Genomic DNA, 20,631 nt, shown 5'->3' with positions numbered 1-20,631 from the left:
ACAACGGGGAGCCAACGCATGAGCGAACGCGACGCGACCGACGACGTCGACGACCCGGACGTGGACGGAGCCTCGAGCCCCGCGCTCGAGCGGGCGCTCGGGCGGGCCTGGCGCGACGACCGGCCCTGGGAACTGCTGACCCGATTGACCGAGCTCCCCCACCGGATGGGGGGCTCCGAACACGAACTCCAGGCGGCCGAAGTCGTCGCCGAGACGTTCGAAAACGCGGGCCTCGAGAGCGTCGAACGGCGGGAGTTCCCGATGCGGCGCTGGCAGCGGGGACGCACCGAGTTCACCGTCCTGCGATCGGACGGGCCGAACCGTCCGTTCGCGGCGATCGCGCTCCCGTACTCGCCCGCCGGCGACGTGGAGGGGCCGCTGGTCGACGTGGGCTACGGCACGCCAGAGGAGATCGCGGAGGCCGGCGACGACGGGGGCCTCGAGGGGGCGATCGCCGTCGCGAGCACGACCACCCCGTCGGGCGAGCGGTTCGTCCACCGGATGGAAAAGTTCGGCCACGCCGTCGACGCCGGCGCGGACGCGTTCGTCTTCGTCAATCACGTCGAGGGACAACTCCCGCCGACGGGCGCGCTCGAGTTCGCCGGCGAGGCCGAGGTCCCCGGAATCGGAGTCAGCGCCGAGACTGGCGACTGGCTCGCGGAGTACGCCGAGCGGGGCGCCCGCGCCCGGATCTCTGTCGAGGCGACGACAGAGGACGCCACGAGCCGGAACGTCTCCGGCGTCGTCGGCCCGGACACGGACGAGGAGGTCGTCGTCCTCGCCCACTACGACAGCCACGACGTCGCGGAGGGTGCCCTCGACAACGGCTGCGGGATCGCGACGGTCGCCGGGGCGGCCCCGATCCTCGCGGCCCTCGAGGACCATCTCGCGCGTCGGGTTCGCATCGTCGGCGTCGGTTGCGAGGAGATCGGCCTGTTAGGCGCCGAGGCGCTGGCCGAGGAACTCGACCTCGAGTCCGTTCACGCCGTGGTCAACGTCGACGGGGCGGGCCGGTTCCGGAACCTGGTGGCGATAGCCCACGGCTCGGACGACCTCGGCGACCTGGCCGAGCGCGTGACCGACGGGGCGGGACAGCCGGTCGTCCGCGACGACGATCCGCACCCGTTCAGCGACCACTGGCCGTTCCTCCGGGCGGGCGTGCCCGCGCTACAGCTACACAGCGATCCGCCCGAGGGCGGCGACCGTGGCCGGGGCTGGGGCCACACCGCGGCCGACACCCGGGACAAGGTCGACCCCCGGAACCTGCGGGAACACGCCATGCTGACCGCGCTGGTGACTCTCGAGATCGCGGGGACGCCGGTGTCGCGGATCCCGGTCGAGGACCTCCGCGAGCGGCTTCGAGAACAGGAGTACGAGCCGGGGATGCGGGCGGCGGATATCTGGCCGGCGGAGTGGGACGACCGCTAGAACGGGACGTCCGGCGGCACGTCGCGGGAGGTCCCCTCCGCGAGGCCGTCGAACCCGGTCGACACCGAGACGACGTCGACGGCCTCGACCTCGGAGGGCAGTCGCTGCTGGATCGCCTGGGTCGTCATCGAACTCACGCCACAGCCGCTGCAGGCTCCCGAGAGGGTGATCGAGACGCGAGCGTCCTCGAGGTCGACCTCGGTGACCGCGAAGTCGCCGCCGTGGCCCCGGATCTGGGGGAAGTTCCGCTCGAGAAAGCTCGCGACGGCGGTTCGCACCTCGTCCTCCCGGTCGGAATCGCTCATGCGAACGGGGAGGGACTCGAGGTGGATATACCTGTCTTCGTCTTGGTCTTGGTCTTGGTCTTGATCTTCTACCTACCCCCGCATCTCGGCGTCGACGGCCGTCCGGACGACCCGGGCGACCCCGAGCATCGCGGCGAACGAGCCGACGAAAAACAGGGCGACGAGCAGGAAGATCCCCAGGCCGACCGCGCCGGGGTTGGGGTGAGAGAGCAGCGGCGCGGTGAGACGCACCGCGAGAAAGAGGATCAACGCGCCCCCGGCGACCCGGATCGACGCGCGCCAGTACGCACCGTACTCCTCCGGCGACAGTTCCATGGGCCGACCTGTGTGCCGCGATATAAAAAGCCCTCTCTCTCTCATCGGCAGCACTCGAGGACCGATCACTCGAGGGAGGAATCCACGTCCTGGGTGTCGACGCCGGCCGCCAGTTGCCCCGCGACCCGCGCGCCCGTCTCCCGTTCGACCGACCGCGCGCCGAAGACGTCGCGAGCGCTCTCGGCCGCGACCGGGTCGACCCGGAACTCGAGTGGATCGGGGTACTCGACGCCGGTGAGCACGAGCGGCTCCGGCGGTGCGGGACCGACCCCCTCGGGGCCGGGCAACGGTTCGTCCGCGAGGACGCGATCGACCTTCTCGAGGGGCGAGTCGCCGGCTCCGATCTCGCGGACGAGCGAGACGAGTCGCCGGACCAGTTGCCGGGCGAAGCCGTCCGCCTCGACCGTACAGACGAGGTAGTCGCCGTCGCGAGTCGCCTCGATCGTCAGCGAGCGTTCGGTACGGTCGGGGTCGTCGTCGGCGGCGAGATTGTGGTAGTCGTGTTCACCGGAGAGCGCGCGACAGGCGGTCTGGATCCGCTCGTCGTCGACGCGAGCGGCGTCGGCGGGCGGGACGGGCGGGCTGGACGGGGGCCGCCGTTTGGGGTCGCCACCCGGAGTCGAGCCGTCGGTGCCACCCTCGAGCGGCGCGTACAGGTGGTAGGTGTACTCCCGGTTCCGGGCGTGATGGGTCGCGTGGAACCCCTCCGGCGCGTCGGCGACGGCCCACGCGCGAACGTCCGCGGGCAGCTCCCCGTTCAGCGCCCGCGGAGTGAGCCAGTCGGGGGCCTCGAAAGCGATCGTCTGCGCGATCGCTGAGACACCTTTGTCGGTCCGGCCGGCGGCGGCATAGCCGGCGGGTCTGACTGCGGACCCGGTCCCGTCGTCGGCATCCGGATCGAACACCTCGAGCGAGCGCAACGCGGCGAAGATCGCTCCCTCGACGGTCGGGACCGAGGGCTGGCGCTGGAAGCCGTGGTAGTCGGTGCCGTCGTAGGCGATCCGGTAGGCGCGCATGGACCCCGAACTCGAGTCGCCGTCGGTACCGGAAGCGACATCGGTGTTGGCATCTTCATCGGCATCAGCATCGGCATCGGAACCGGCGGTGCCGTCAGCGTCTCCCCCGTCGTTCGACTCCGAGATCGACGTCGGAAACCGTGGCGCGGGCATGTTCTCGACTCGAGGGACTGGGGCCACGGAGTTAGGAGCGTCGAAGCCGGGGGCGCGGGCGAGGCTACTCGCGGGGTCCGGACCCCGTATCGGCGCCCTCGTCGACCGGATCGTCGATCCAGCTCAGCGCCGCCATCGCCTGCGGGAACCCGATCGTCGGGATCGAGAGCACGGCGACGTGGCGCAGCGTTTCCGGCTGGACGCCTTCGTCGCGGGCACGCCGGACGTGGGAGTGGACCGCGCCCTCCGATTGGGCGGCGACCGCGAGCGCGAGTTTGACCAGTCGCTTCGCTTCGCCGTCGATCGGGCCGCTGGCGGCACAGGCCTCGCCGAGATCGGCGTACCGGTCCCAGACGTCGGGGTACTCCGCGGCGAACTCGCCGGCGGTCGACGGCAGTTCCTCGGGGTCTATCGGGTTCTCGGTCTCCTCTGACATGGCCGCAGCGTCAACGCGGAGGGCGATAACGCTCGGGGTCGAGAAGCCGCGCGAGCGCTTCGTCACGATATCGTGATATCGTGAAGCACCTGCATAGTCCGGGCGGACGGCCTTTTCCATGAGGGGTGGAGTGGGGGTGTACCAACCATGTCGGAATCCAACGGACGTGTCTCCGAGTCACATGAGACTATCGACAACGTGGCGCTTGTCGTCCTCGACACGGCTCGCGCCGCGAGCGTGGGGGAACGGACCACGCCGACCCTGATACAACTCGCCGAGGAGGGGACGGCCTTCGACAACGCCTTCGCGACGGCCCCGTGGACGCTGCCGTCTCACGCCTCGATGTTCACCGGAACCTACCCGTCGGAACACGGCGCTCACGGCGGACACACCTACCTCGACGGCGACCTCCGGACGCTCCCCGAGGCGTTTTCCGAAGCCGGGTTTCGGACGATAGGCGTCTCGAACAACACCTGGCTGACAGAGGAGTTCGGCTTCCACCGGGGCTTCGACGAGTTACGGAAAGGGTGGCAGTACATCCAGTCCGACACCGACATGGGAGCGGTCGTTCGGGGGGAGGACCGACGGGAGAAGCTCCGGGCGGCCCGCGATCGGCTCTTCGAGGGGAATCCGCTGGTAAACGCCGCGAACGTCCTCTACAGCGAGTTCCTCCAGCCGGCCGGCGACGACGGCGCGGACCGGACGACCGACTGGCTCCGCGACTGGTTCGTCGGCCGGGACGACGACCGGCCCTTCTTCCTGTTCTGTAACTTCATCGAACCCCACGTCGAGTACGATCCGCCGCGCGAGTACGCCGAGCGGTTTCTTCCCGACCACACGAGCTACGAGGAGGCCGTCGACGTCCGGCAGGATCCCCGCGCCTACGACTGCGGGGAGTACGAACTCTCCGACCGCGAGTTCGCCGCCCTCCGTGGCCTGTACCGCGCCGAACTGGCCTACGTCGACGACCAGCTCGCCGAGCTCCGCACGGCCCTCGAGGACGCGGGCGAGTGGGAGGACACCCTGCTGGTCGTCTGTGGCGATCACGGCGAGCACATCGGCGAGCGGGACTTCTTCGGCCACCAGTACAACCTCTACGACACGCTGTTGAACGTCCCGCTGGTCGCACACGGCGGCCCCTTCACGGGCGTCGGCCGGCGGTCCGACCTCGTCCAGTTGCTCGACCTCCCGCTCACGCTGCTCGAGGCCGCCGGCGTCGACGATCCGATGTTTCGCGACCAGGGACCGGGGCGTTCGATGTTGGCGGCGGTGACGGCAGCGGGAGGCCAGGGGGCGGGAACGAGCGGCACCGCAAAAGTCCGCGAGGCGGCCTTCGCCGAATACGTCGCCCCGCAGCCGTCGATCGAGCGCCTCGAGGCCAGGTTCGGCGAGAACGCGATCCCCGAGCGCGTCCGGGCGTTCGACCGTCGCCTCCGGGCGGTCCGCACGCTCGAGTACAAGTACGTCCAGGGCAGCGACGGCTACGAGCGGTTACATCACGTGCCGACCGATCCCAGCGAGCGCACGGATCGCAGCGACGAGAACCGGGAGCGGGTCCGGCGGTTGCGGAACCGACTCGAGGAGGAACTCGGGCCGCTGTCCGGGGCGGCTGCCGGCGGGGACGTCGAGATGGAGGCCGGAACGAAAGAACGGCTCGCGGATCTGGGCTACCTCTGACTCGTCGGCGTCGGCGTCGGCGTCGGCGTCGATATCGGCGTCGACGGAGTCACTCCTCGACGGTCGTCGTCGCCCCACACTCGGGACAGACGAGTCCGTCCTCGCCGATCCGCAGGTGTTCGTGCCCGCAGTCCGGACACGTCACCGACCCCTCGTCGAGGACAGGGATCCGATCGACCAGGACGTCCCCGCTCTCCCGAGGTGCGCCCAGCCCCAGCGCGACCAGTCGCTCGTCGTCGGCATCGTTCCCTCCGGTCTGGAACTCCCCGGGCGCGAACCTGATCGCCTCGTTCTCGCCGACCGTGACCGTCCGCGGGCCGCCGTCGTCCGTCGCCTGCCCGACCTCGAACGTCGCCTCCCCCTCGAGGACGACGAAGACCTCCTCCTGATCGGGGTGGGCGTGGGCCGCGCCGCTGAACCGCTCGCCCGGCTCGAGGGCGTAGCGGACGACCGAGACGTTCGCGAGCGACAGCGGCCCCGTGAGGTCCCGGCGGTCGGTGTGGAGGTCGTCGTCGTACGGGTCGGGCTCGAGGTCGTCGATCGAGAGTCGCTCCATGGACTCGTTCCGTCCGCTCGACACAAATAGCCACCCACCCCCGCAGCCTCGCCGCCAACGTTTATTTTCGCCACCGGTGTCCGTCGCCCATGACGAGTTCACCGCGGATCAACTCGCTCCGCCGAACCCTCGAGTCCGATACCGTCGCGCTGGGCGTTCTCGAGAGTACCTACTCGCCGACGCTGGTCGAACTGTACGGCGAACTCGGGCTGGATTTCGTCTGGATCGATCTGGAACACGGCGGCCCGAGCCCGCGGGACGGCGACCGCCTCGAGGAACTCCTGCGGGCCGCGGATACGTCGGGGACGGAACTGCTCGTCCGGTTGCCCGATCCCGATCCCGGGACGGTCAGGAAGGTCCTCGACGCAGGCGTGCGAAACCTGTTCGTCTCGCGGGTCGAGAGTGCCGACGACGTCCGGCAGGCGGTGCGTGCGGCCCGGTTCGAGTACGACGGCGAGCCGGGCCGTCGGGGCTTTGCGAACCCGCGGGCGAGCCGCTGGGGAACGACCGCGGACTACGCGGCGACCGAGGACGAGGAGATCGTCGTCGGCGCGACGATCGAACACCCGACCGCGGTCGACAACCTCGAGGAGATCCTGTCGGTGCCGGAACTCGGCTTCGTCTTCGCCGGGCCGCTTGACCTCGCCGTCGCGACGGGTCACCCGGGCGAACCGGCCCACGAGGAGGTCGAAGAACTGGTCGAGGAGATCCGGACGGCGGCACTCGAAGCGGACGTCCCGCTGGGCGGCCTCGGGTTCGGAATGGACGACGTCAACGAGAAGGCCGACTCGGGTTACCAGTTGCTGAACCTCGGGAGCACGACCGGCGCGGTACAGGGGGTCGTGCGGTCGTGGCTGACCGAGTACGAGGGAGAACGCGAAAGGGACGAAGAGTGACCGGTATCGGGCCGACATCCGAAAAACGGGAAGGGTGACTGGTGGTGGCAGGAACGGGTCGGGAGCCAGGTCCAGCCGGCGGTCCTCGAGACCCCGGATGCGGCTTCCGAGGGGACGGCATAGAGGGACTAGCTCGAGGTCGAGTCGTCCGCCTCGTCGCCGTCGCCGCTCGCCGGCGGCGTCTTCGAGACGAACTGGCCCCAGCGGTCCCGCTCGTCGGCGATCGACCGATACCATCGCTCGCGGAGCCGTTCGTAGTCCTCGAAGTTCCTGAGGAACGGGACGACGTCCCGGAGCGGTCCGGCGACGTCCGAGCGGACGAACGCCTCCTCGATCGACGCGCCACAGGAGTAGACCCGGTCGTCGGTCACCAGGTGCGAGCAGGCCTCGTAGTTTTCCGGCAGGCGGTCGCGCAACTCGGGGGTCAGGTCGCTGAAGCCGACGATCCGGAGGTCGGTGTGCTCGTCGAAGGAGTCGGCCCACCAGGTACAGAAACCGCAGTCGTCGTCGAAGACGAACGTGTCCTGGGTGTCGGTCACGTGGGGATAGACGGGCTCGAGGTACAAAATAGGCGTCCCGGTCTCGGTGAGTGGAGTCGCCGAGAGGCGTTCCGACGGTCGCTCCCGGCCCACCGAGAGGCGTTCCGACGGGCGCTCCCGCTCCCCTCGAGCGGCGGTCGTCGGACTCCGGCTGGTGTCCCTGTTCGATCCCGGGTCGGTCATCCGGGCGGCGGGCCTCGCGCTCGCCGCGCTCGGGACGGTCGGCTCGCTGGCCGGAGCCGGAGCCGGAGCGAACTCGAGGGATCGTCGTCGCTGCGGTGACCGTCGGCGGGGAGTCCTCCTCGGGGGAGCGCGAACGGTGACCAGTTGTATTCAGAGAGGGGAAAACTCGCGTTCAGTCCGGACGGGAAATCGGGCCACACCTCCGAGCAACCATAGTGGTTAAATAAAATACATGAATAAAACCCGCCCGTGAGCGACCACACCGTACCGAAGATCGTCGTCGACGAGAAAGTGGAGATAGCTGTCTCTTTGCTCGGAATTATAGCGGCCAGTACGGCCACCTACTATGTGGGAAAGACGGGAAACTGGGAACCGCTGTCCGCGGTAACTATGGGTCTGGCACTCGTTGTTCTGTTCGTTACGTCCGAACCGTAAGCGACCGTAGGTACCGGAGCACCCGGCGCAGCTAGAGAGAACCCGTGTGGCGATCCACCGAGGACGTGTCGTTCGATCGCTACGTTGACTGTGCTCCAGTCGGACGGTGCGGGTATGAGCGACGTTCCGGATGGGGCGATGATCGGGGCCGCGGGTGGCGCCGGTGCCGTGGCCGGTGGCGCGATCGCGGCGATAACCGAGGGGAACCTCGTGCTCGGACTGGTATCGTCCGCGGCTGCCGGAGCGATCCTGAGCGGATCGATAGCCCTGTACCTGTCCGCCCGCCGGTAGGCACGCCCACCGCGTTCGGTACCGGCGGAGCCAGGTACTGTTATGGGGGCGCGGTCTCAAGCCAGCTCGTATGAGCAGCGCGGCAGAGTCGCTGTCGGAACCGCGGGTGCTCGCCCACACCAAGCAGCGCCTCTTCCCGGGCGAGGAAGCCGGCTCCTACGCCGTCGCCGACACGCAGTTCTCGCAGGACGAGTGGCGACCCGGACGACAGATCGATCCGACGGTCCGGGACCTGCTGGCGCCGTTCAACCACGTTCGGGTCGGCGGCGGCTACCCGGACCTCGTCGGCGTCCGGACCCTCGAGTCGGACCTGCTGGCGGTCGAACGGCTCGGCGACGAGCCGCCGCTGATCGCCGTCGAAGCCAAGGGGTACGCAAGCGGCGGCGTCGACACCCAGCGGGGGATCGTCCAGGCCCACGACCGGCTCGGCGAGGCGAACGTCGCGTACGTCGCCGTCCCCGCCGGGTCGGTCTCGGAGACGGATCGGACGCTCGCCCGGGAGCTGAACGTCGGCGTGCTCGGCGTCGACGCCGCGGGGAACGTAGACGCCCTCGAGGTACCCCGCGTCGTCGGCAACCGGACGACGACCGAGGCGCGGGCGCTGCGGTTCCAGGCCGGCGCCCGGGGCGTCGCGGACCAGTCGTTCGGGCTGAACCACCCGAAGAACTACCTCGGCTACGTCCTCGCGGAGTACGCCGACAGCGACACCGCAACCGTACTGTCGACCCACGACGTGGTCGACGCCGTCGCGGACGCCCGGCGCGGGGCCGCGTTCCTCGGGCTGATCGAGGACGGCCCACGGATCGAACCCACGTCGCTGGGCGAGGAAGTGATTCGGTTCGCGAAGTCCCGGCACGGGAGCGTCGAGTCCGCCCTCGAGGAGTTCGCGGCGTGGCACGGCTCGCCGAAGCGGTTCGTCGACCTGGCCCCGGCGTGGGGTCGGCTGGCCCGTCGCGTGGTGTTCGACTACGAGGCGACGGAACTCCTCGTCGGCGAACTCCAGGCCATGCACGACCACGACATCCCGGAACCGTCGCTCGTCGACGTCGTCGAGTGGCTCCACGAGCAATTCCCCGCCTTCGCCGTCGAACTGTTCGTCCGGGGCGACGACGACGTCCGCCGCCGAGTGCTCACCGAGGACGGCGACCTGCGGCGAGGACCTCTCGAGCGCGGCGAGGTCTATCACTCGCCGACCGTCTTCCAGTTGAAGGCGATGCTGTACCACGCGGGGATACTGACCGAGCGCGGCAGCGAGCCCTGCGACCTCGAGCCGACCGAGGACGTCTGGGCTCTCCGTGAGCCGGTGTGAGCACCGTCGCTCCCGGTCGAAGGGTCCGGAAAAGTCGCGCGTTCTTAAATCGAGGGCTCGGTGTCGACGACGTCTCCGCTGGCGTCCGCGGCGACGTCGTTTTGCAGCGAAACTCGAACCTCGTCACCGGCGTCTTCCAGGATCACCGTTCGCCCCTCGTAGCGGAACTCGAGGGAGGAGAAGCCGTCCGATCGAAGAAGCGAGTCGAGTACGTCGGGATCGATGGCGTCGTAGAGCGGCCCGAGTTCGACGACGTCGGTACCGGTTTCCCGCGCGACGAGTTCGACGATGGCCATACTCGGTCGTCGGTCGCCGTCGACTGCTACCGTCGCCGCGGACTGAGGAGAGGGTGAGTTCATAACTACTGCTCACGCCAGCACCAGTAAAGTATGTTCCTCAAAATTCCGAGCCGAACCGTGTCGATCGTATGACCGTCAGGGTTTCGTGACAGTCCGGAAGACCACCGTGATATAGCGTCCCAGAGCGTCCTTAGGGCGGATAACACGAGAGTCAGTTTAGACGTTTCGGAATTCGTCGGGTCTCCCTCGAGCGGAAATCTTTCGTGAGAGACGAATTACCGTCGCGGGACGTCGTGGCGACCGAACCCGTACCGGAGCCGGCTGGCGAGTCGCCGGGAGAACCGTCCGTCCTCGGCACGGGAGCCGAACCGTTCGCCCAGGGCCGTGTAGATCAGCGGCAGCGGCACCTCTTGCTCCAGGCCCTCCTGAACCGTCCAGGTGCCCGTCGACCCGCCCTCGATCCTGTCGGCGACGTCGCCGAGGTCGTTTCCTTCGTCGCGGAACGCCTCCTCGCAGAGTTCCAGCAGCCACGACCGGATCACCGCGCCGTTGTTCCAGACGGAGGCGACCGACTCGAGGTCCAGGTCGTACCGGCCCTCGTGGAGTAGCTCGAACCCCTCGCCGTAGGCCTGCATCAGGGCGTACTCGACGCCGTTGTGGATCATCTTCACGTAGTGGCCCGAACCGGCGGGCCCCATCCGCTCGTGGCCGTCGGGACCGGTGGCGACGGCGTCGAACGCCGCCTCGAGGTCCCGGTAGGCGTCCTCGGGACCGCCGATCATCAGCGAGAAGCCCAGTTCCGCGCCCGCGGGGCCGCCCGACGTTCCGCAGTCGAGGTACGCCGCCGGACAGGACTCCGCACGCCGAACGGAGTCCTCGAAGTAGGAGTTGCCGCCGTCGACGACCACGTCCTCGGGCTCCAGGTGGGGCTCGAGTTCCTCGAGGGCGGCGTCGACGGCGTCGCCGGCGGGGACCATGAGCCAGATGCGCTTGTGGTCGTCGCCCTCCTCCAGTCGCGTCGCGAGGTCCGCGATCGAGTCGGCCGGCTCCGCGCCGACGGCCGCGGCTTCGTCGACGGCGTCGTCGTCGATGTCGAAGGCGACGACGTCGTGGTCCGCCGCGAGGAGTCGATCGACGACGATCCGGCCCATGCGTCCGAGTCCGATGACGCCAAGTTGCATGCCGGTAGCTCCGCGGGGGACCGAGGTAGTGGTTGTGATTCCGCGCCGCGGCGGCGAGGACAAGAGAGGAGAGGAAAGGAAACGAAAGGTAGCGACGAACCGACGACCGGAAACCGGGTCGAGAGCAAAGCGATGCGAGCGAGCGAAGACGGCGTCGTCGGAGTCGGAGTCGGAACGAAAACGAGAACGGAAACGACCCTCAGTGTCGGGGCCGCTCGAGGCGCGCCCAGCCGATCGCGTCCAGCAGGACGATCCGGTCGCCGTGGCGGACGTAGACCCCGTTGTACTCGGCGTCGCTCCCGTCGTAGTAGGGGAGCGAACTCCTGACCGCGTCGACGATAGACCAGGCACCGTCCCGATCGAGCGTGACGTGTGCCCACTCCTCGCGGGCGTCGTTGCGAACGGCGCGACGGATCGCGCGTCGCGCACCCGGAATCTCGGAGAAGCGATCGGACGAGACGTCGACGATCGTCGCCCCGTCGGGAATCTCGGAGCGATCGACGATGCGCGCGCCGAGGTTGGCCTTCGACCGCGAGCCGGTGTCGGCGCCACCGTCCCCGCGTGAGCTGAGTACATAGCCGGCGGCCGCGGCCGCCCCGACGGCGAGCAGCGAGAGTACCATGTCTTTCCCCCTAGCCATCATGAGGTGTACCTTACAGCAATCGACTAAGTATCTTTTGTAAGAATTTTCGTCACATATCGAACCGATAGAACCAGTGGGGAACCGCGGGTCGTCCGATTAGAGGAGGGCCGCGACGTTCGTCGTGATCGCCCCTGCGACGAGGAGCAACGCGATCGCGACGACCGCAGCGGCACGATACAGACCCAGCGCGTCGCCGGCCGGCTCGCGCAGTTTCTTCCCGTTGAGGCCCGACTCGAACCGCTTCGAACCGACCTCGACGAGTCCGGTAAGTGCCAGCCAGAGCACGACCATCAGCAACACGAGTTGTCCGTTCGTCGAACTAAACAGCGACTCCGACGTGTACCGATTCCCCGCCAGATGGCCGCCGGTCAGCAACAACACCAGTGCGCTCGTTCGCGAAATCGTCGTCAGTTTGCCCGAGATCGTCTCGAGCGGCGACGTGGTGTTGAATTCGCCGTCTCGAGCCAGCGGTAACACGACGAACGCGACGTAGAAGACGCTACCCGCCCAGATAGAGGCGAACGTGAGGTGAATCGCCTGTGCGATAAATTCGTCGACCATACCGTTGCGTTGGACACGGATGGTATCAGCGTTCCGACTTGCGGTCGGCTATAGCAGGGGCAAACGAGCGGAGGACGCGGACCATCGGGATCGATTTCCGGGTATCCTACGCCCACTCGGCGATTCGCCGACGGAACAGCGCGTAACACAGCGAGATCGCCACGCCGGCGACGACGACCGGCGTCATCCAGCCGTCGAAGACGAACAGGGACGCGACCCCGAGCGAGACCGCGAGGCCGGCGTCTTCCGGCGCGCCGTCGTAGCGGATCCACCGCCGGGGCCGGATCCACCGCCCGCGCACGTGATCGTACACGGCACGGTCGCTCGAGTTGTTCCACGGATCCAGTTCGGGACCGGCACCGATCGCGTCGCTGCCGGCGTGGAGCCAGGCCCCGAGGGCGAACGCGGCGAGGCCGACGGCCGTCGGCGAGCGAGTCTCGAGCGCGATCGCACCCGCAACGAGCGCGCTCGGGAACCCTGCAACGGGGAAGTGAAGCGTCCGCCGATGGTCGAACAGGACGTCGAGGTCGGGAGCGAGACCGCCCAGCACCGCCCCGATCGACAGGGGGAGGGCGAACTCGGGCGCGACCACCGCGAACGGGGCGACGGCGACCAGCGCGACGAAGACGTGCGTGGTGGCCATCATCGGTTCCGGTCACCGATCATACCCAGCCTAGGTCCGCGAACGCAAAAACGGTATCCTCGAGGTCCTCGAGGGAACGACCACGGTCGGTCGGGTCTCACTGGCCACCCGAGAGGTTCTCGCCCTGGTAACTGCCGTCGTAAACGTCGTCGTGGTCGGCCTCGGCAAAGACCAGTTGCGCGATCCGGGCACCCCGTTCGATCTCGACGTCGTGGTGGACCTGGAGCAGCCCCTCGCCGCGACCCTCGTAGCCGGCGTCCCAGACGGCCGTATTGAGCATACAGGAGTTGCGCATCAGCGACGAGCGCGGGTAGACGAAACCGATGTGGCCGTCCGGAATCTCGATCCGCTCGCCGTAGCGGGCGACGTAGGCACCCTCCGGGAGGTAGTAGGTGTCCGGATCCTTCTCCTCGAGTTCCTCCATCGAGCGGGCGACCCGGTCGCCGATCTGCTTGCCGTCGCGACCGATCCGCCCCGGCTCGAGCTGTTCGAAGACGACGTCCAGGGTAAGATCGACGCCGTTGGGCTGGACCTGCTCGTCGGTCGTCGGCGAGACGTGCTCGGCGACGAACGTACCGGACCTGAACATGTGGGTGTTCTCTCCGGGGGAACGAAAAAAGCGTATCCGTTCTGCGCCGGAGCGACACCGCGAACCACGGCGAGGCCAACGGCCGCTCGAGCGCCGACCCGCCGTGGCGCGTGTCGGTTCACGAACGTCGACCGACTCGGCAAAAATTACGGGAAGGCTTGGCCAATGGTCGGAATTAACACGGTCGTTCCTCATGGAAACACGCTGGTTTTATCAGGACGGACGGCCGAGATTCGGGTGCTATGGGACAAACTCTCACCGAAAAGGTTCTCGACGACCACCTCGTCGACGGCGAACTCGAGACCGGCGAGGAAATCGGTATCGAGATCGATCAGGTCCTCACCCAGGACACGACGGGTACGATGGTGTGGCTGCAGTTCGAGGCGATGGGACTGGACGAAGTCCAGACCGAAATCGCCGCCCAGTACTGTGACCACCAGACCTACCAGTTCGACTTCAAGAACACGGACGACCACCGCTTCCTGCGTTCTGCGGCCGGTAAATACGGCGCATACTTCTCCCGTCCGGGCAACGGCATCTGTCACAACGTCCACCGCGAGAACTTCGCGGCGCCCGGCAAGACGCTGCTCGGTTCGGACTCTCACACACCCACGCCCGGCGGCCTCGGCCAGCTCGCGATCGGCGCCGGGGGGATCGACGTCACCGTCGCCATGGGTGGCGCACCCTACTACATCGAGATGCCCGAGATCGTCAACGTTCGACTCGAGGGCGAACTCCCCGAGTGGGCCACCGCGAAGGACGTCATCCTCGAGCTGCTCCGCCGTCTGTCCGTGAAAGGCGGCGTCGGCAAGATCCTCGAGTACACCGGCCCCGGCGTCGAGAGTCTCACCGCGCCCGAGCGCATGACCATCACCAACATGGGCACCGAGCTCGGCGCGACCTCCTCGATCTTCCCGACCGACGAGCAGACCAAAGACTACCTCGAGCGCCTCGACCGCGGCGACGAGTACACCGAACTCCAGCCCGACGAGGACGCCGAGTACGACGACGAGATCGTCGTCGACCTCTCCGATCTGGAACCGCTGATCGCCCAGCCGTCGATGCCCGACAACGTCGTCCCCGTCAGCGAGGTCGCTGGCCAGGACGTCGACCAGGTCATCGTCGGTTCCTGTACCAACGGCGGCTACGAGGACATCCTCCCCGCCGCGAAGATGCTCGAGGGTCGCGAGGTCAACCCGACCACGGAGATGATCGTCGCGCCCGGCTCCAAGCAGGCCTCCGAGATGCTCGCCCGCGAGGGCTGGGTCGCCGAGATGATGGCCGCCGGCGTCAACTTCTCCGAGGCGACCTGCGGGGCGTGTATCGGCATCGGTCACGTCCCCGCCTCCGACTCCGTCTCGCTGCGAACCTTCAACCGCAACTTCGAGGGTCGCTCCGGCATCGAGGACGACAACGTCTTCCTCTGCTCGCCGGAGGTCGCCGCCGCCGCGGCGATCAAGGGCGAAATCGTCGACCCCCGAGACCTCGCCGACGAACTCGGCGACCTCGAGGCACCCGGCATCGAGCTCCCCGACGAGTACGACGGCTCGAAGACGGACCTCATCACGCCCGACGAGGCCCCCGACGACGAACTCGTCAAGGGCCCGAACATCGGCGACGTCCCGCTGCGTGACGAACTCGACTCGGACATCGAGGGCGAAGCCCTCCTCAAGATGGAGGACAACATCACGACCGACCACATCATTCCTGCGACCCAGGACATCCTGATGTACCGGTCAAACATCGAGAAGCTCTCGGAATTCACCCTCTCCCGGGTCGACGACACGTTCGCCGAGCGCGCCCAGGAGGCCGACGGCGGGTTCCTCGTGGCCGGCGAGAACTACGGTCAGGGCTCCTCGCGCGAACACGCCGCGATGTGTCCGATGTACCTCGGCATCGAGTCCGTCCTCGCACAGAGCTTCGCCCGGATCCACCGCGCGAACCTCTTCAACTTCGGGATCGTCCCGCTGACGATCGACGAGGAGACCTACGAGGAGATCGACCAGGGCGACGAGATCGAGATCGTCGACGACGTCTACGACGCCGTCACCTCCGGCCAGGAAGAGTTCACCGTCCGCGTCAACGGCGAGGACGAGTACACCGCCACGCTCGACGCCTCCGAGCGCGAACGCGACATCCTCGCGGCCGGCGGCAAGCTCGCCTGGACGAAAGAACAGGCCGAGGAGAGCGGCAGCGGCGCTGCGCCCGCCGACGACTAACGACTAACGACTAACGACAACTGACGAGCCGTCGGTACCGACGACGCGGCCGTTTCCGCGGTTCGCGGTTCGCTTTCTTTCGTCTCGAGTTCGATATCGAGCCCCGAGACCGGATAGCCGCCGGTCCCGGTCCGGGTCCGGGTTCCGGTTCCGTCACCGTCATGCCACCGGAGCCGATAGCTCGAGCGAATGTCGACCGCGAACGGGACCGCGACCGACTGCCGGAACGCGGGGTATCGACGCCTCTTCGAACGTGATGGGCTGACCTTCGGGACCGGGTTCCCTCTGACGGGAACGAACCGCTCGACGCCCGACATCGAGCGGGAACTGGAACTGGCGCGTCTCGCGGAGTCGCTCGGCTTCGCGGGACTCTGGGCCCGGGACGTCCCCACCTACTGGCCGAAGTTCGGGGACGCGGGCCAGACGTTCGATCCCTGGCCCTGGCTCTCCCACGTCGCCGCGGAGACGGACGAGATCGCGCTCGGGACCGCGAGCATCGTCCTCACGCTGCGCCAGCCGATCCACGTCGCGAAATCGGCGGCCACCGTCGACCGGCTCTCGGACGGGCGGCTCGTACTCGGCGTCGCCTCGGGCGACCGGGACCCCGAGTTCCCGGCTTTCGACGTCGACCGCGAGGACCGGGGCGACCTGTTCCGGGACCGGTTCGAGGCCGTGCGGACGCTGTGGCGCGAGGAGTACCCCGAACTCGAGGGCGAGTGGGGCCGCCTCGAGGGCGACCTCGACGTCGTACCGAAGCCGACGACCGACACGATTCCGATGCTACCCACGGGAAACGCCCGCCAGTCCCGGGAGTGGATCGCCGAACACGGGGACGGCTGGCTGTTCTACCACCTGCCCGAACGGACGCTCGAGGACTACGTAGAGCAGTGGCGCGCCGATGCCGGCGAGAAGCCGTACGCGATGGCGGTCCGCGTCGAGTTGGCCGACGACCCCGAGGCGGAGCCGGAGCCGCTTCATCTGGGGTATCGGGCCGGGATCGAGTGGTTCCGCGACTACTTCGACCGGCTCGAGGCGTCCGGCTTGGATCACGTGATCGTCTCGCTCGAGAACGAAAACTCGGAGACGGCGTTGCGGCGGTTCGCCGAGGAGATCGTCGACAACCGGGAGTGAACGGATCAGGGCGATACGGAGACCGTCACGCTTACCCCCGCGACAGGATGGAGTTTGACGCTGATCGGCCCTTTCTCGAGCCCTACGGGATCGCCTGGACCGCTCTCGTCCGCTTTCTCCGGATTCGGACTGGTATCCGTGACGTTCCAGTTGCCTGACTTTAAATTCAGGTCGAACGTCTCCTGTTTGCCAGACTCGAGACGGTCCCCATACGTCTCCATGTCTTCGCCATCCGAATCAACGGTAACTGTGACGTCGAAGGCGGTTTCGTCCCAGCCAACCGTGACGGTGACGTCGACGCAGTTGTCGCTCTCCCCACGACACACCGTGAACGCGAACGTCTCCGCCTCGGGCACGAGCCGAAGCAACCGCTCGGCCTCGATCCGGGTCGAATCGCCCTCGGCGGTGATCCCGATTGCGTCGGTCGCCCCCGCCGGATCGTCCGGCAGGGACGGCAGGTCGACCGTCACCTCAGTGTCCTCACCGATCGGCAGGTCAGTCTCGTCGGGGTCGAACTCGAAGGCGTCCGACTCGAACGAGACTGTCATCGGCTCCGTGAGTTGGTTCAGCAGGTGGAAGGTCTCCGGTGCTTCCCGCAGATTCTCGTCCTCGAAGAGGAGGCCACCCGTTTCGACGCCATCCCCGTCTTCCGTCAGGCTGAGGAACGCGTTGGGGTCGTCGACGACGTCGACCGATACCGACCGTTCCGCCTCGGCGCTCGAGAAGCCGAGCGTATCGACGGCTAACAATCCGCTCGAGCCGGCGAGCATCGCCAGCGTGGCGCGTCTCGTTTTCGCTTTCTTTCGGTTCCGTCTCATGGGATCGATCGTTTACCGTCCGATCGTTCCACCGCGATCCCGGCGACCGTCGAACGGGCGATCGGTCGAGCTACTCGAGAGATGCGTCGGTCGCCAACGGCCACGAGTCACCCCTCCGTATCGGAGTCCTGGTACTCGAGCGCGACGTCCGGCGGATCGTCCGCGATCCCGAGCCGGTTCCGACGGGCGTAGTAGCGGTGGGCCACCGCCGAGACGCCGAACGAGACGAGGACGAACACCCCCCAGGCGTACGGCGTCAGCGCGTCGAACGGCCCGAGTCCCAGCGCGGTCCCCGCGAGAAGAACCCCGGAGAGTGCCGTCAGTCCGATGTAGTAGTCGCTCCAGGGAATCTCGCGCCCGCGCACGACGTCCATGTAGATCTCGACGTCCTCGAGGGCCGGCGTCGGTTCGACGGTCCCCCGATCCTTGTTGAACTCGAGGACGCCGGCCTCGTCCATCTTCGGGAGATGGGACTGGTGCAAGGCCGTGTACACGCGCTTGCGGTCGCTGCTCGAGACCTCGTGGAGCTCGAGGCCGTCCTCGTAGGCCGCGATCTCCTCGGAGAGCGTCCCGATGTCGATGCCGCCGTCCTCCTGTTCCTGCATGAGTTCGTGGAGGACGTGTCGTCGTCGCCGATTCGAGAGGATCTCGAAGAGTTCGTCCTCGGTGAGCGTTTCCTCGGACGGGTCCGCAACGGACGACGAGTCGGTCGAAGACGAAGACGAGAGTCCGCCGTCGGCCACCCCATCGGCCGCGTCCCGCTCCGATGCGTCCGTCTCCCCGGTCGAGCCTGCTTGCGTTACCCCCATGTCAGATAAGTCGTATCACGTTCCCCGATAAAATAGTTATGCAGTCAACAGTTCGTTGAAACTAACTGGTCCGAAGAGTGATACTATTCCCGGCTCGCGTTCCGTAGCGCCCGGACGCATACTCGAGAAAGAGAGAATCCACCGACGTGAGTCGGGTATAACGGTCGTTCAAGGCCGACTTGAGAGCGGTTCAACCTCCTTGATACGTCTTTTGGCCGTCGTTCTCGAGGCGGTTGAACCGGAGTCAACCGGAGTCGGAAGGTCGGACACCGGTCGTTGAGTTCGGGCCCCGAGCGGCCAACCGGTCGCGGATTCGCGGTTCGATTCGGTCAGCAGTGGGTTGACTGTCGACACTCGTTCTTGAAATTAATTCCACGAGCGTATTACAATATCCCTTGCCGAGGACGGACGAGATGTGATCCCCGCGGTGGGGATCGGGCGGACGACGAGCTCGAGTCGGTCGGCGTGGAGGTGTGGTCGCCCGCGAACACGAGACGACGACAACGGAGAATCCAACAATGCAACGACGCAAATTCGTCATCGGAATGGGAGCACTGGCATCGGGAGCAGCTGCGGCCGTCGGTACGGGCGCGTTCAATATTGCGCGTGTGGACCGAAATATGGAAGTCGACATTGTCGACGACGGTGATGCGTATCTCGGTCTCGAATCGAGCAGCAAGTATGCTGAGGAAAAAGACGATGGCCAACTCGAAATTGCTTTCGATGGATCGATTGACGGTCAAAATGGTGACGGCCTGAGCGATAACGCTAACTATGTTTTCACCGATGTCTTCTCGATTCACAACAACGGGACGGACGAAATCGCCGTGACCCTCTCGGATTCACTCGATTCGATCGGCTGGGAAACCGAGTTCCCGCGAGCGTACTATTCGTTCGATAAAATTGGCACGACGAACGATGTGAACGGTGATGGCGATTTCACCGGCGGGACCGCAGATGATGGGGCATTCCTGGCGCCCGGTGAGGAACTATACGTTCACTTCGAATTTGTCGGCCGCGAAGCGGAACTCGAGAATGGCCGAGATGATTGGCCGGGCTCCATCGGTGTCTACGCTGAGGCCAAAGAGGACAGCAACTGACCCGACTGCGGGGCACGGAGTTCTCCGTGTTACCGCGAGAGGACATTATGAAACGACGCCACATCCTCGGTCTCGCAACTGGTACATTGAGCGGATCGCTACTGGTCGGTAGCGGGGCGTTCAACACGGCTCGCGTCGATCGAAACATCTCTGTCGACGTCGTCACTGATGAGCGTGCATACCTCGCATTGAACGCATTACCCACAGAAAACGAATCGGGCGACGTACTCGGTCGATCGACGAATCCGGGCCGAAAGACCCGGTTTCAATTCCCCGGGACATACGAGGAACTCGACGACCTCACCCGGGGAGAGGGCCTAGGGTCCAACTCACGGTATTATTTCGACCGACTCGTCGAAGTTAGAAACCAAGGCACAAACAACATCGTGGTCTACACCGAATACGAGGGAATGCTCGATTTTGTCGCATTCTACGACACCGATGACGATCGTCGGCTCCTGACAGATAAATCGACAGGGATCGAACTCGCTCCTGGTGAGGATTTCGACGCTGGGGTTGTTATTGATACCTCGGGAACCGAATCAGGGACGACTGTTGATGAAACGGTGACGATAGTTGGACGTGCGATCGACGGTGATTAGAAAGCGAGACCGAGTTCCGTTTCCTATAGCGGGTTTTTGATAGCAATCATCAATCAGTGAGGATTGATCGAATTCATCCGACAAGGAGTAGAGCGCTTATAAGCAGGTCAAGTTTATATCATGTGGGTTCTATACCGATCAATCCGATCTAAACATCCAATCGGATTCGAATATTCTGGTTGACTCCCGTTGAAACCCAGTCAACACCCGTATTACAATAGCGATAGCCGATCTTCCCTCGAGCGGGAACGCGACGCCACGAACGTCGCCCGCCTCGAGAGGAGGGGGCTCCACGAGGCGGTCCCGACGCGGGCGCGATCGATCACCCGTTCACTCACCCGCCACGTTCGCGGCCGCGTCGCGGCGCTCGCTCCGATGTGTCCGCCACCCATCACGGTCACCGCGTCGCGTTCCCCGGCGACGACCGATCGTCGCCGACCCCCACTGCATCCGCCAGGGATTGGGGGAGTGGGGACCTGCACAGCGCCGGGACGGCT

At 66.6% G+C, this 20,631-nt stretch carries 24 protein-coding genes; 10 read left to right on the top strand and 14 right to left on the bottom strand.

The features are described from left to right. Positions 1-18: 18 nt before the first annotated feature. Positions 19-1,428, top strand: coding sequence for a M28 family metallopeptidase (locus BM113_RS04250; protein ID WP_089785664.1), 1,410 nt, complete (start codon positions 19-21; stop codon positions 1,426-1,428). On the opposite strand, the gene BM113_RS04245 is transcribed toward BM113_RS04250, so the two are convergent. The 4 genes from BM113_RS04245 to BM113_RS04230 all read right to left on the bottom strand — a co-directional run bounded on the left by BM113_RS04245 (position 1,425) and on the right by BM113_RS04230 (position 3,653). Next, the gene (locus BM113_RS04245) at positions 1,425-1,733 is read right to left on the bottom strand and encodes a NifU family protein (RefSeq protein ID WP_089785662.1); all 309 of its coding nucleotides are present in this window, start codon (positions 1,731-1,733) and stop codon (positions 1,425-1,427) included. The two genes, BM113_RS04250 and BM113_RS04245, sit on opposite strands and share 4 nt — an antisense overlap. Before the next feature lie 72 nt (positions 1,734-1,805). Continuing rightward, complete coding sequence (locus BM113_RS04240) at positions 1,806-2,048, bottom strand: hypothetical protein (protein ID WP_089785660.1); 243 nt, start codon at positions 2,046-2,048, stop codon at positions 1,806-1,808. A gap of 65 nt (positions 2,049-2,113) precedes the next feature. After that, positions 2,114-3,064, bottom strand: coding sequence for a tRNA pseudouridine(38-40) synthase TruA (gene truA / locus BM113_RS04235; protein ID WP_177209111.1), 951 nt, complete (start codon positions 3,062-3,064; stop codon positions 2,114-2,116). A gap of 217 nt (positions 3,065-3,281) precedes the next feature. After that, positions 3,282-3,653, bottom strand: coding sequence for a carboxymuconolactone decarboxylase family protein (locus BM113_RS04230; protein ID WP_177209095.1), 372 nt, complete (start codon positions 3,651-3,653; stop codon positions 3,282-3,284). A gap of 147 nt (positions 3,654-3,800) precedes the next feature. Between BM113_RS04230 and BM113_RS04225 the strand changes: the two genes are divergently transcribed. Then, a complete protein-coding gene (locus BM113_RS04225) occupies positions 3,801-5,330 on the top strand; it encodes a sulfatase (RefSeq protein ID WP_089785654.1) in 1,530 nt (509 codons plus the stop codon). Positions 5,331-5,379: 49 nt separating this feature from the next. On the opposite strand, the gene BM113_RS04220 is transcribed toward BM113_RS04225, so the two are convergent. Next, positions 5,380-5,886, bottom strand: coding sequence for a cupin domain-containing protein (locus BM113_RS04220; RefSeq protein WP_089785651.1), 507 nt, complete (start codon positions 5,884-5,886; stop codon positions 5,380-5,382). Positions 5,887-5,975: 89 nt separating this feature from the next. On the opposite strand from BM113_RS04220, the gene BM113_RS04215 reads away from it, so the two are divergent. Continuing rightward, on the top strand, positions 5,976-6,782 hold the full coding sequence (locus BM113_RS04215; RefSeq protein ID WP_089785648.1) for an HpcH/HpaI aldolase family protein: 807 nt from the start codon (positions 5,976-5,978) through the stop codon (positions 6,780-6,782). A 128-nt stretch (positions 6,783-6,910) separates the two neighbouring features. Here the strand turns inward: BM113_RS04215 and BM113_RS04210 are convergent, their stop codons facing one another. Continuing rightward, positions 6,911-7,348 (bottom strand): DCC1-like thiol-disulfide oxidoreductase family protein, encoded by a 438-nt coding sequence (locus BM113_RS04210; protein ID WP_089786430.1) that lies wholly within the window; start codon positions 7,346-7,348, stop codon positions 6,911-6,913. 405 nt (positions 7,349-7,753) lie between these two features. Here BM113_RS04210 and BM113_RS04205 point away from each other — a divergent pair, with 405 nt between their 5' ends. The 3 genes from BM113_RS04205 (at position 7,754) to BM113_RS04195 (ending at position 9,539) form a co-directional block, all read left to right on the top strand. Then, entirely contained in the window at positions 7,754-7,939 is a 186-nt protein-coding gene (locus BM113_RS04205) for a hypothetical protein (protein ID WP_089785646.1), read from the top strand. Between the two features lie 114 nt (positions 7,940-8,053). Further along, positions 8,054-8,230 (top strand): hypothetical protein, encoded by a 177-nt coding sequence (locus BM113_RS22190; RefSeq protein WP_177209094.1) that lies wholly within the window; start codon positions 8,054-8,056, stop codon positions 8,228-8,230. A gap of 70 nt (positions 8,231-8,300) precedes the next feature. Then, on the top strand, positions 8,301-9,539 hold the full coding sequence (locus BM113_RS04195; protein WP_089785642.1) for a hypothetical protein: 1,239 nt from the start codon (positions 8,301-8,303) through the stop codon (positions 9,537-9,539). Positions 9,540-9,583: 44 nt separating this feature from the next. Here BM113_RS04195 and BM113_RS04190 read toward each other — a convergent pair whose 3' ends face one another. From BM113_RS04190 to BM113_RS04165, 6 genes are all read right to left on the bottom strand, one after another. After that, a complete protein-coding gene (locus BM113_RS04190) occupies positions 9,584-9,898 on the bottom strand; it encodes a HalOD1 output domain-containing protein (RefSeq protein ID WP_245757972.1) in 315 nt (104 codons plus the stop codon). Between the two features lie 215 nt (positions 9,899-10,113). Next, a complete protein-coding gene (gnd, locus tag BM113_RS04185) occupies positions 10,114-11,019 on the bottom strand; it encodes a phosphogluconate dehydrogenase (NAD(+)-dependent, decarboxylating) (protein WP_089785638.1) in 906 nt (301 codons plus the stop codon). Positions 11,020-11,218: 199 nt separating this feature from the next. After that, on the bottom strand, positions 11,219-11,662 hold the full coding sequence (locus BM113_RS04180) for a hypothetical protein (protein ID WP_177209093.1): 444 nt from the start codon (positions 11,660-11,662) through the stop codon (positions 11,219-11,221). Between the two features lie 96 nt (positions 11,663-11,758). Further along, a complete protein-coding gene (locus BM113_RS04175; protein WP_089785634.1) occupies positions 11,759-12,223 on the bottom strand; it encodes a copper resistance protein CopD in 465 nt (154 codons plus the stop codon). A gap of 106 nt (positions 12,224-12,329) precedes the next feature. Continuing rightward, on the bottom strand, positions 12,330-12,869 hold the full coding sequence (locus BM113_RS04170; RefSeq protein WP_089785632.1) for a hypothetical protein: 540 nt from the start codon (positions 12,867-12,869) through the stop codon (positions 12,330-12,332). 94 nt (positions 12,870-12,963) lie between these two features. After that, entirely contained in the window at positions 12,964-13,455 is a 492-nt protein-coding gene (locus tag BM113_RS04165) for a deoxyuridine 5'-triphosphate nucleotidohydrolase (protein WP_089785630.1), read from the bottom strand. A gap of 242 nt (positions 13,456-13,697) precedes the next feature. Between BM113_RS04165 and BM113_RS04160 the strand changes: the two genes are divergently transcribed. Further along, entirely contained in the window at positions 13,698-15,674 is a 1,977-nt protein-coding gene (locus tag BM113_RS04160) for an aconitate hydratase (protein WP_089785629.1), read from the top strand. Positions 15,675-15,863: 189 nt separating this feature from the next. After that, the gene (locus BM113_RS04155; RefSeq protein ID WP_089785627.1) at positions 15,864-16,805 is read left to right on the top strand and encodes an LLM class oxidoreductase; all 942 of its coding nucleotides are present in this window, start codon (positions 15,864-15,866) and stop codon (positions 16,803-16,805) included. 5 nt (positions 16,806-16,810) lie between these two features. Here the strand turns inward: BM113_RS04155 and BM113_RS04150 are convergent, their stop codons facing one another. Both BM113_RS04150 and BM113_RS04145 read right to left on the bottom strand, forming a co-directional pair. After that, a complete protein-coding gene (locus BM113_RS04150) occupies positions 16,811-17,623 on the bottom strand; it encodes a hypothetical protein (protein WP_143095805.1) in 813 nt (270 codons plus the stop codon). Positions 17,624-17,730: 107 nt separating this feature from the next. Continuing rightward, complete coding sequence (locus tag BM113_RS04145; protein ID WP_089785623.1) at positions 17,731-18,432, bottom strand: DUF7344 domain-containing protein; 702 nt, start codon at positions 18,430-18,432, stop codon at positions 17,731-17,733. A 518-nt stretch (positions 18,433-18,950) separates the two neighbouring features. Here BM113_RS04145 and BM113_RS04140 point away from each other — a divergent pair. Then, entirely contained in the window at positions 18,951-19,532 is a 582-nt protein-coding gene (locus BM113_RS04140) for a DUF1102 domain-containing protein (RefSeq protein WP_245757971.1), read from the top strand. A 47-nt stretch (positions 19,533-19,579) separates the two neighbouring features. After that, positions 19,580-20,134 carry a DUF1102 domain-containing protein gene (locus BM113_RS04135; protein WP_089785621.1) on the top strand — a complete coding sequence of 185 codons (555 nt, stop codon included), beginning with the start codon at positions 19,580-19,582 and terminating at the stop codon, positions 20,132-20,134. The last annotated feature ends 497 nt before the right edge of the window (positions 20,135-20,631 follow it).

Source organism: Natronobacterium haloterrestre (assembly GCF_900112205.1).
In the GTDB taxonomy this organism is placed as follows: domain Archaea; phylum Halobacteriota; class Halobacteria; order Halobacteriales; family Natrialbaceae; genus Natronobacterium; species Natronobacterium haloterrestre.
This window is presented reverse-complemented; position numbering and strand designations above follow the sequence as displayed.

Bases quoted from the DNA above. Each gene is read 5' to 3' on its own strand.
- BM113_RS04215 (WP_089785648.1), top strand. From the start codon at position 5,976: ATGACGAGTTCACCGCGGATCAACTCGCTCCGCCGAACCCTCGAGTCC.
- BM113_RS04145 (WP_089785623.1), bottom strand. From the start codon at position 18,432: ATGGGGGTAACGCAAGCAGGCTCGACCGGGGAGACGGACGCATCGGAG.
- BM113_RS04240 (WP_089785660.1), bottom strand. From the start codon at position 2,048: ATGGAACTGTCGCCGGAGGAGTACGGTGCGTACTGGCGCGCGTCGATC.
- BM113_RS04160 (WP_089785629.1), top strand. From the start codon at position 13,698: ATGGGACAAACTCTCACCGAAAAGGTTCTCGACGACCACCTCGTCGAC.
- BM113_RS04155 (WP_089785627.1), top strand. From the start codon at position 15,864: ATGTCGACCGCGAACGGGACCGCGACCGACTGCCGGAACGCGGGGTAT.
- BM113_RS04150 (WP_143095805.1), bottom strand. From the start codon at position 17,623: ATGAGACGGAACCGAAAGAAAGCGAAAACGAGACGCGCCACGCTGGCG.
- BM113_RS04250 (WP_089785664.1), top strand. From the start codon at position 19: ATGAGCGAACGCGACGCGACCGACGACGTCGACGACCCGGACGTGGAC.
- BM113_RS04195 (WP_089785642.1), top strand. From the start codon at position 8,301: ATGAGCAGCGCGGCAGAGTCGCTGTCGGAACCGCGGGTGCTCGCCCAC.
- gnd (WP_089785638.1), bottom strand. From the start codon at position 11,019: ATGCAACTTGGCGTCATCGGACTCGGACGCATGGGCCGGATCGTCGTC.
- BM113_RS04220 (WP_089785651.1), bottom strand. From the start codon at position 5,886: ATGGAGCGACTCTCGATCGACGACCTCGAGCCCGACCCGTACGACGAC.
- BM113_RS22190 (WP_177209094.1), top strand. From the start codon at position 8,054: ATGAGCGACGTTCCGGATGGGGCGATGATCGGGGCCGCGGGTGGCGCC.
- BM113_RS04225 (WP_089785654.1), top strand. From the start codon at position 3,801: ATGTCGGAATCCAACGGACGTGTCTCCGAGTCACATGAGACTATCGAC.
- truA (WP_177209111.1), bottom strand. From the start codon at position 3,064: ATGCGCGCCTACCGGATCGCCTACGACGGCACCGACTACCACGGCTTC.
- BM113_RS04135 (WP_089785621.1), top strand. From the start codon at position 19,580: ATGAAACGACGCCACATCCTCGGTCTCGCAACTGGTACATTGAGCGGA.
- BM113_RS04230 (WP_177209095.1), bottom strand. From the start codon at position 3,653: ATGTCAGAGGAGACCGAGAACCCGATAGACCCCGAGGAACTGCCGTCG.
- BM113_RS04175 (WP_089785634.1), bottom strand. From the start codon at position 12,223: ATGGTCGACGAATTTATCGCACAGGCGATTCACCTCACGTTCGCCTCT.
- BM113_RS04170 (WP_089785632.1), bottom strand. From the start codon at position 12,869: ATGATGGCCACCACGCACGTCTTCGTCGCGCTGGTCGCCGTCGCCCCG.
- BM113_RS04140 (WP_245757971.1), top strand. From the start codon at position 18,951: ATGCAACGACGCAAATTCGTCATCGGAATGGGAGCACTGGCATCGGGA.
- BM113_RS04245 (WP_089785662.1), bottom strand. From the start codon at position 1,733: ATGAGCGATTCCGACCGGGAGGACGAGGTGCGAACCGCCGTCGCGAGC.
- BM113_RS04165 (WP_089785630.1), bottom strand. From the start codon at position 13,455: ATGTTCAGGTCCGGTACGTTCGTCGCCGAGCACGTCTCGCCGACGACC.
- BM113_RS04190 (WP_245757972.1), bottom strand. From the start codon at position 9,898: ATGAACTCACCCTCTCCTCAGTCCGCGGCGACGGTAGCAGTCGACGGC.
- BM113_RS04180 (WP_177209093.1), bottom strand. From the start codon at position 11,662: ATGATGGCTAGGGGGAAAGACATGGTACTCTCGCTGCTCGCCGTCGGG.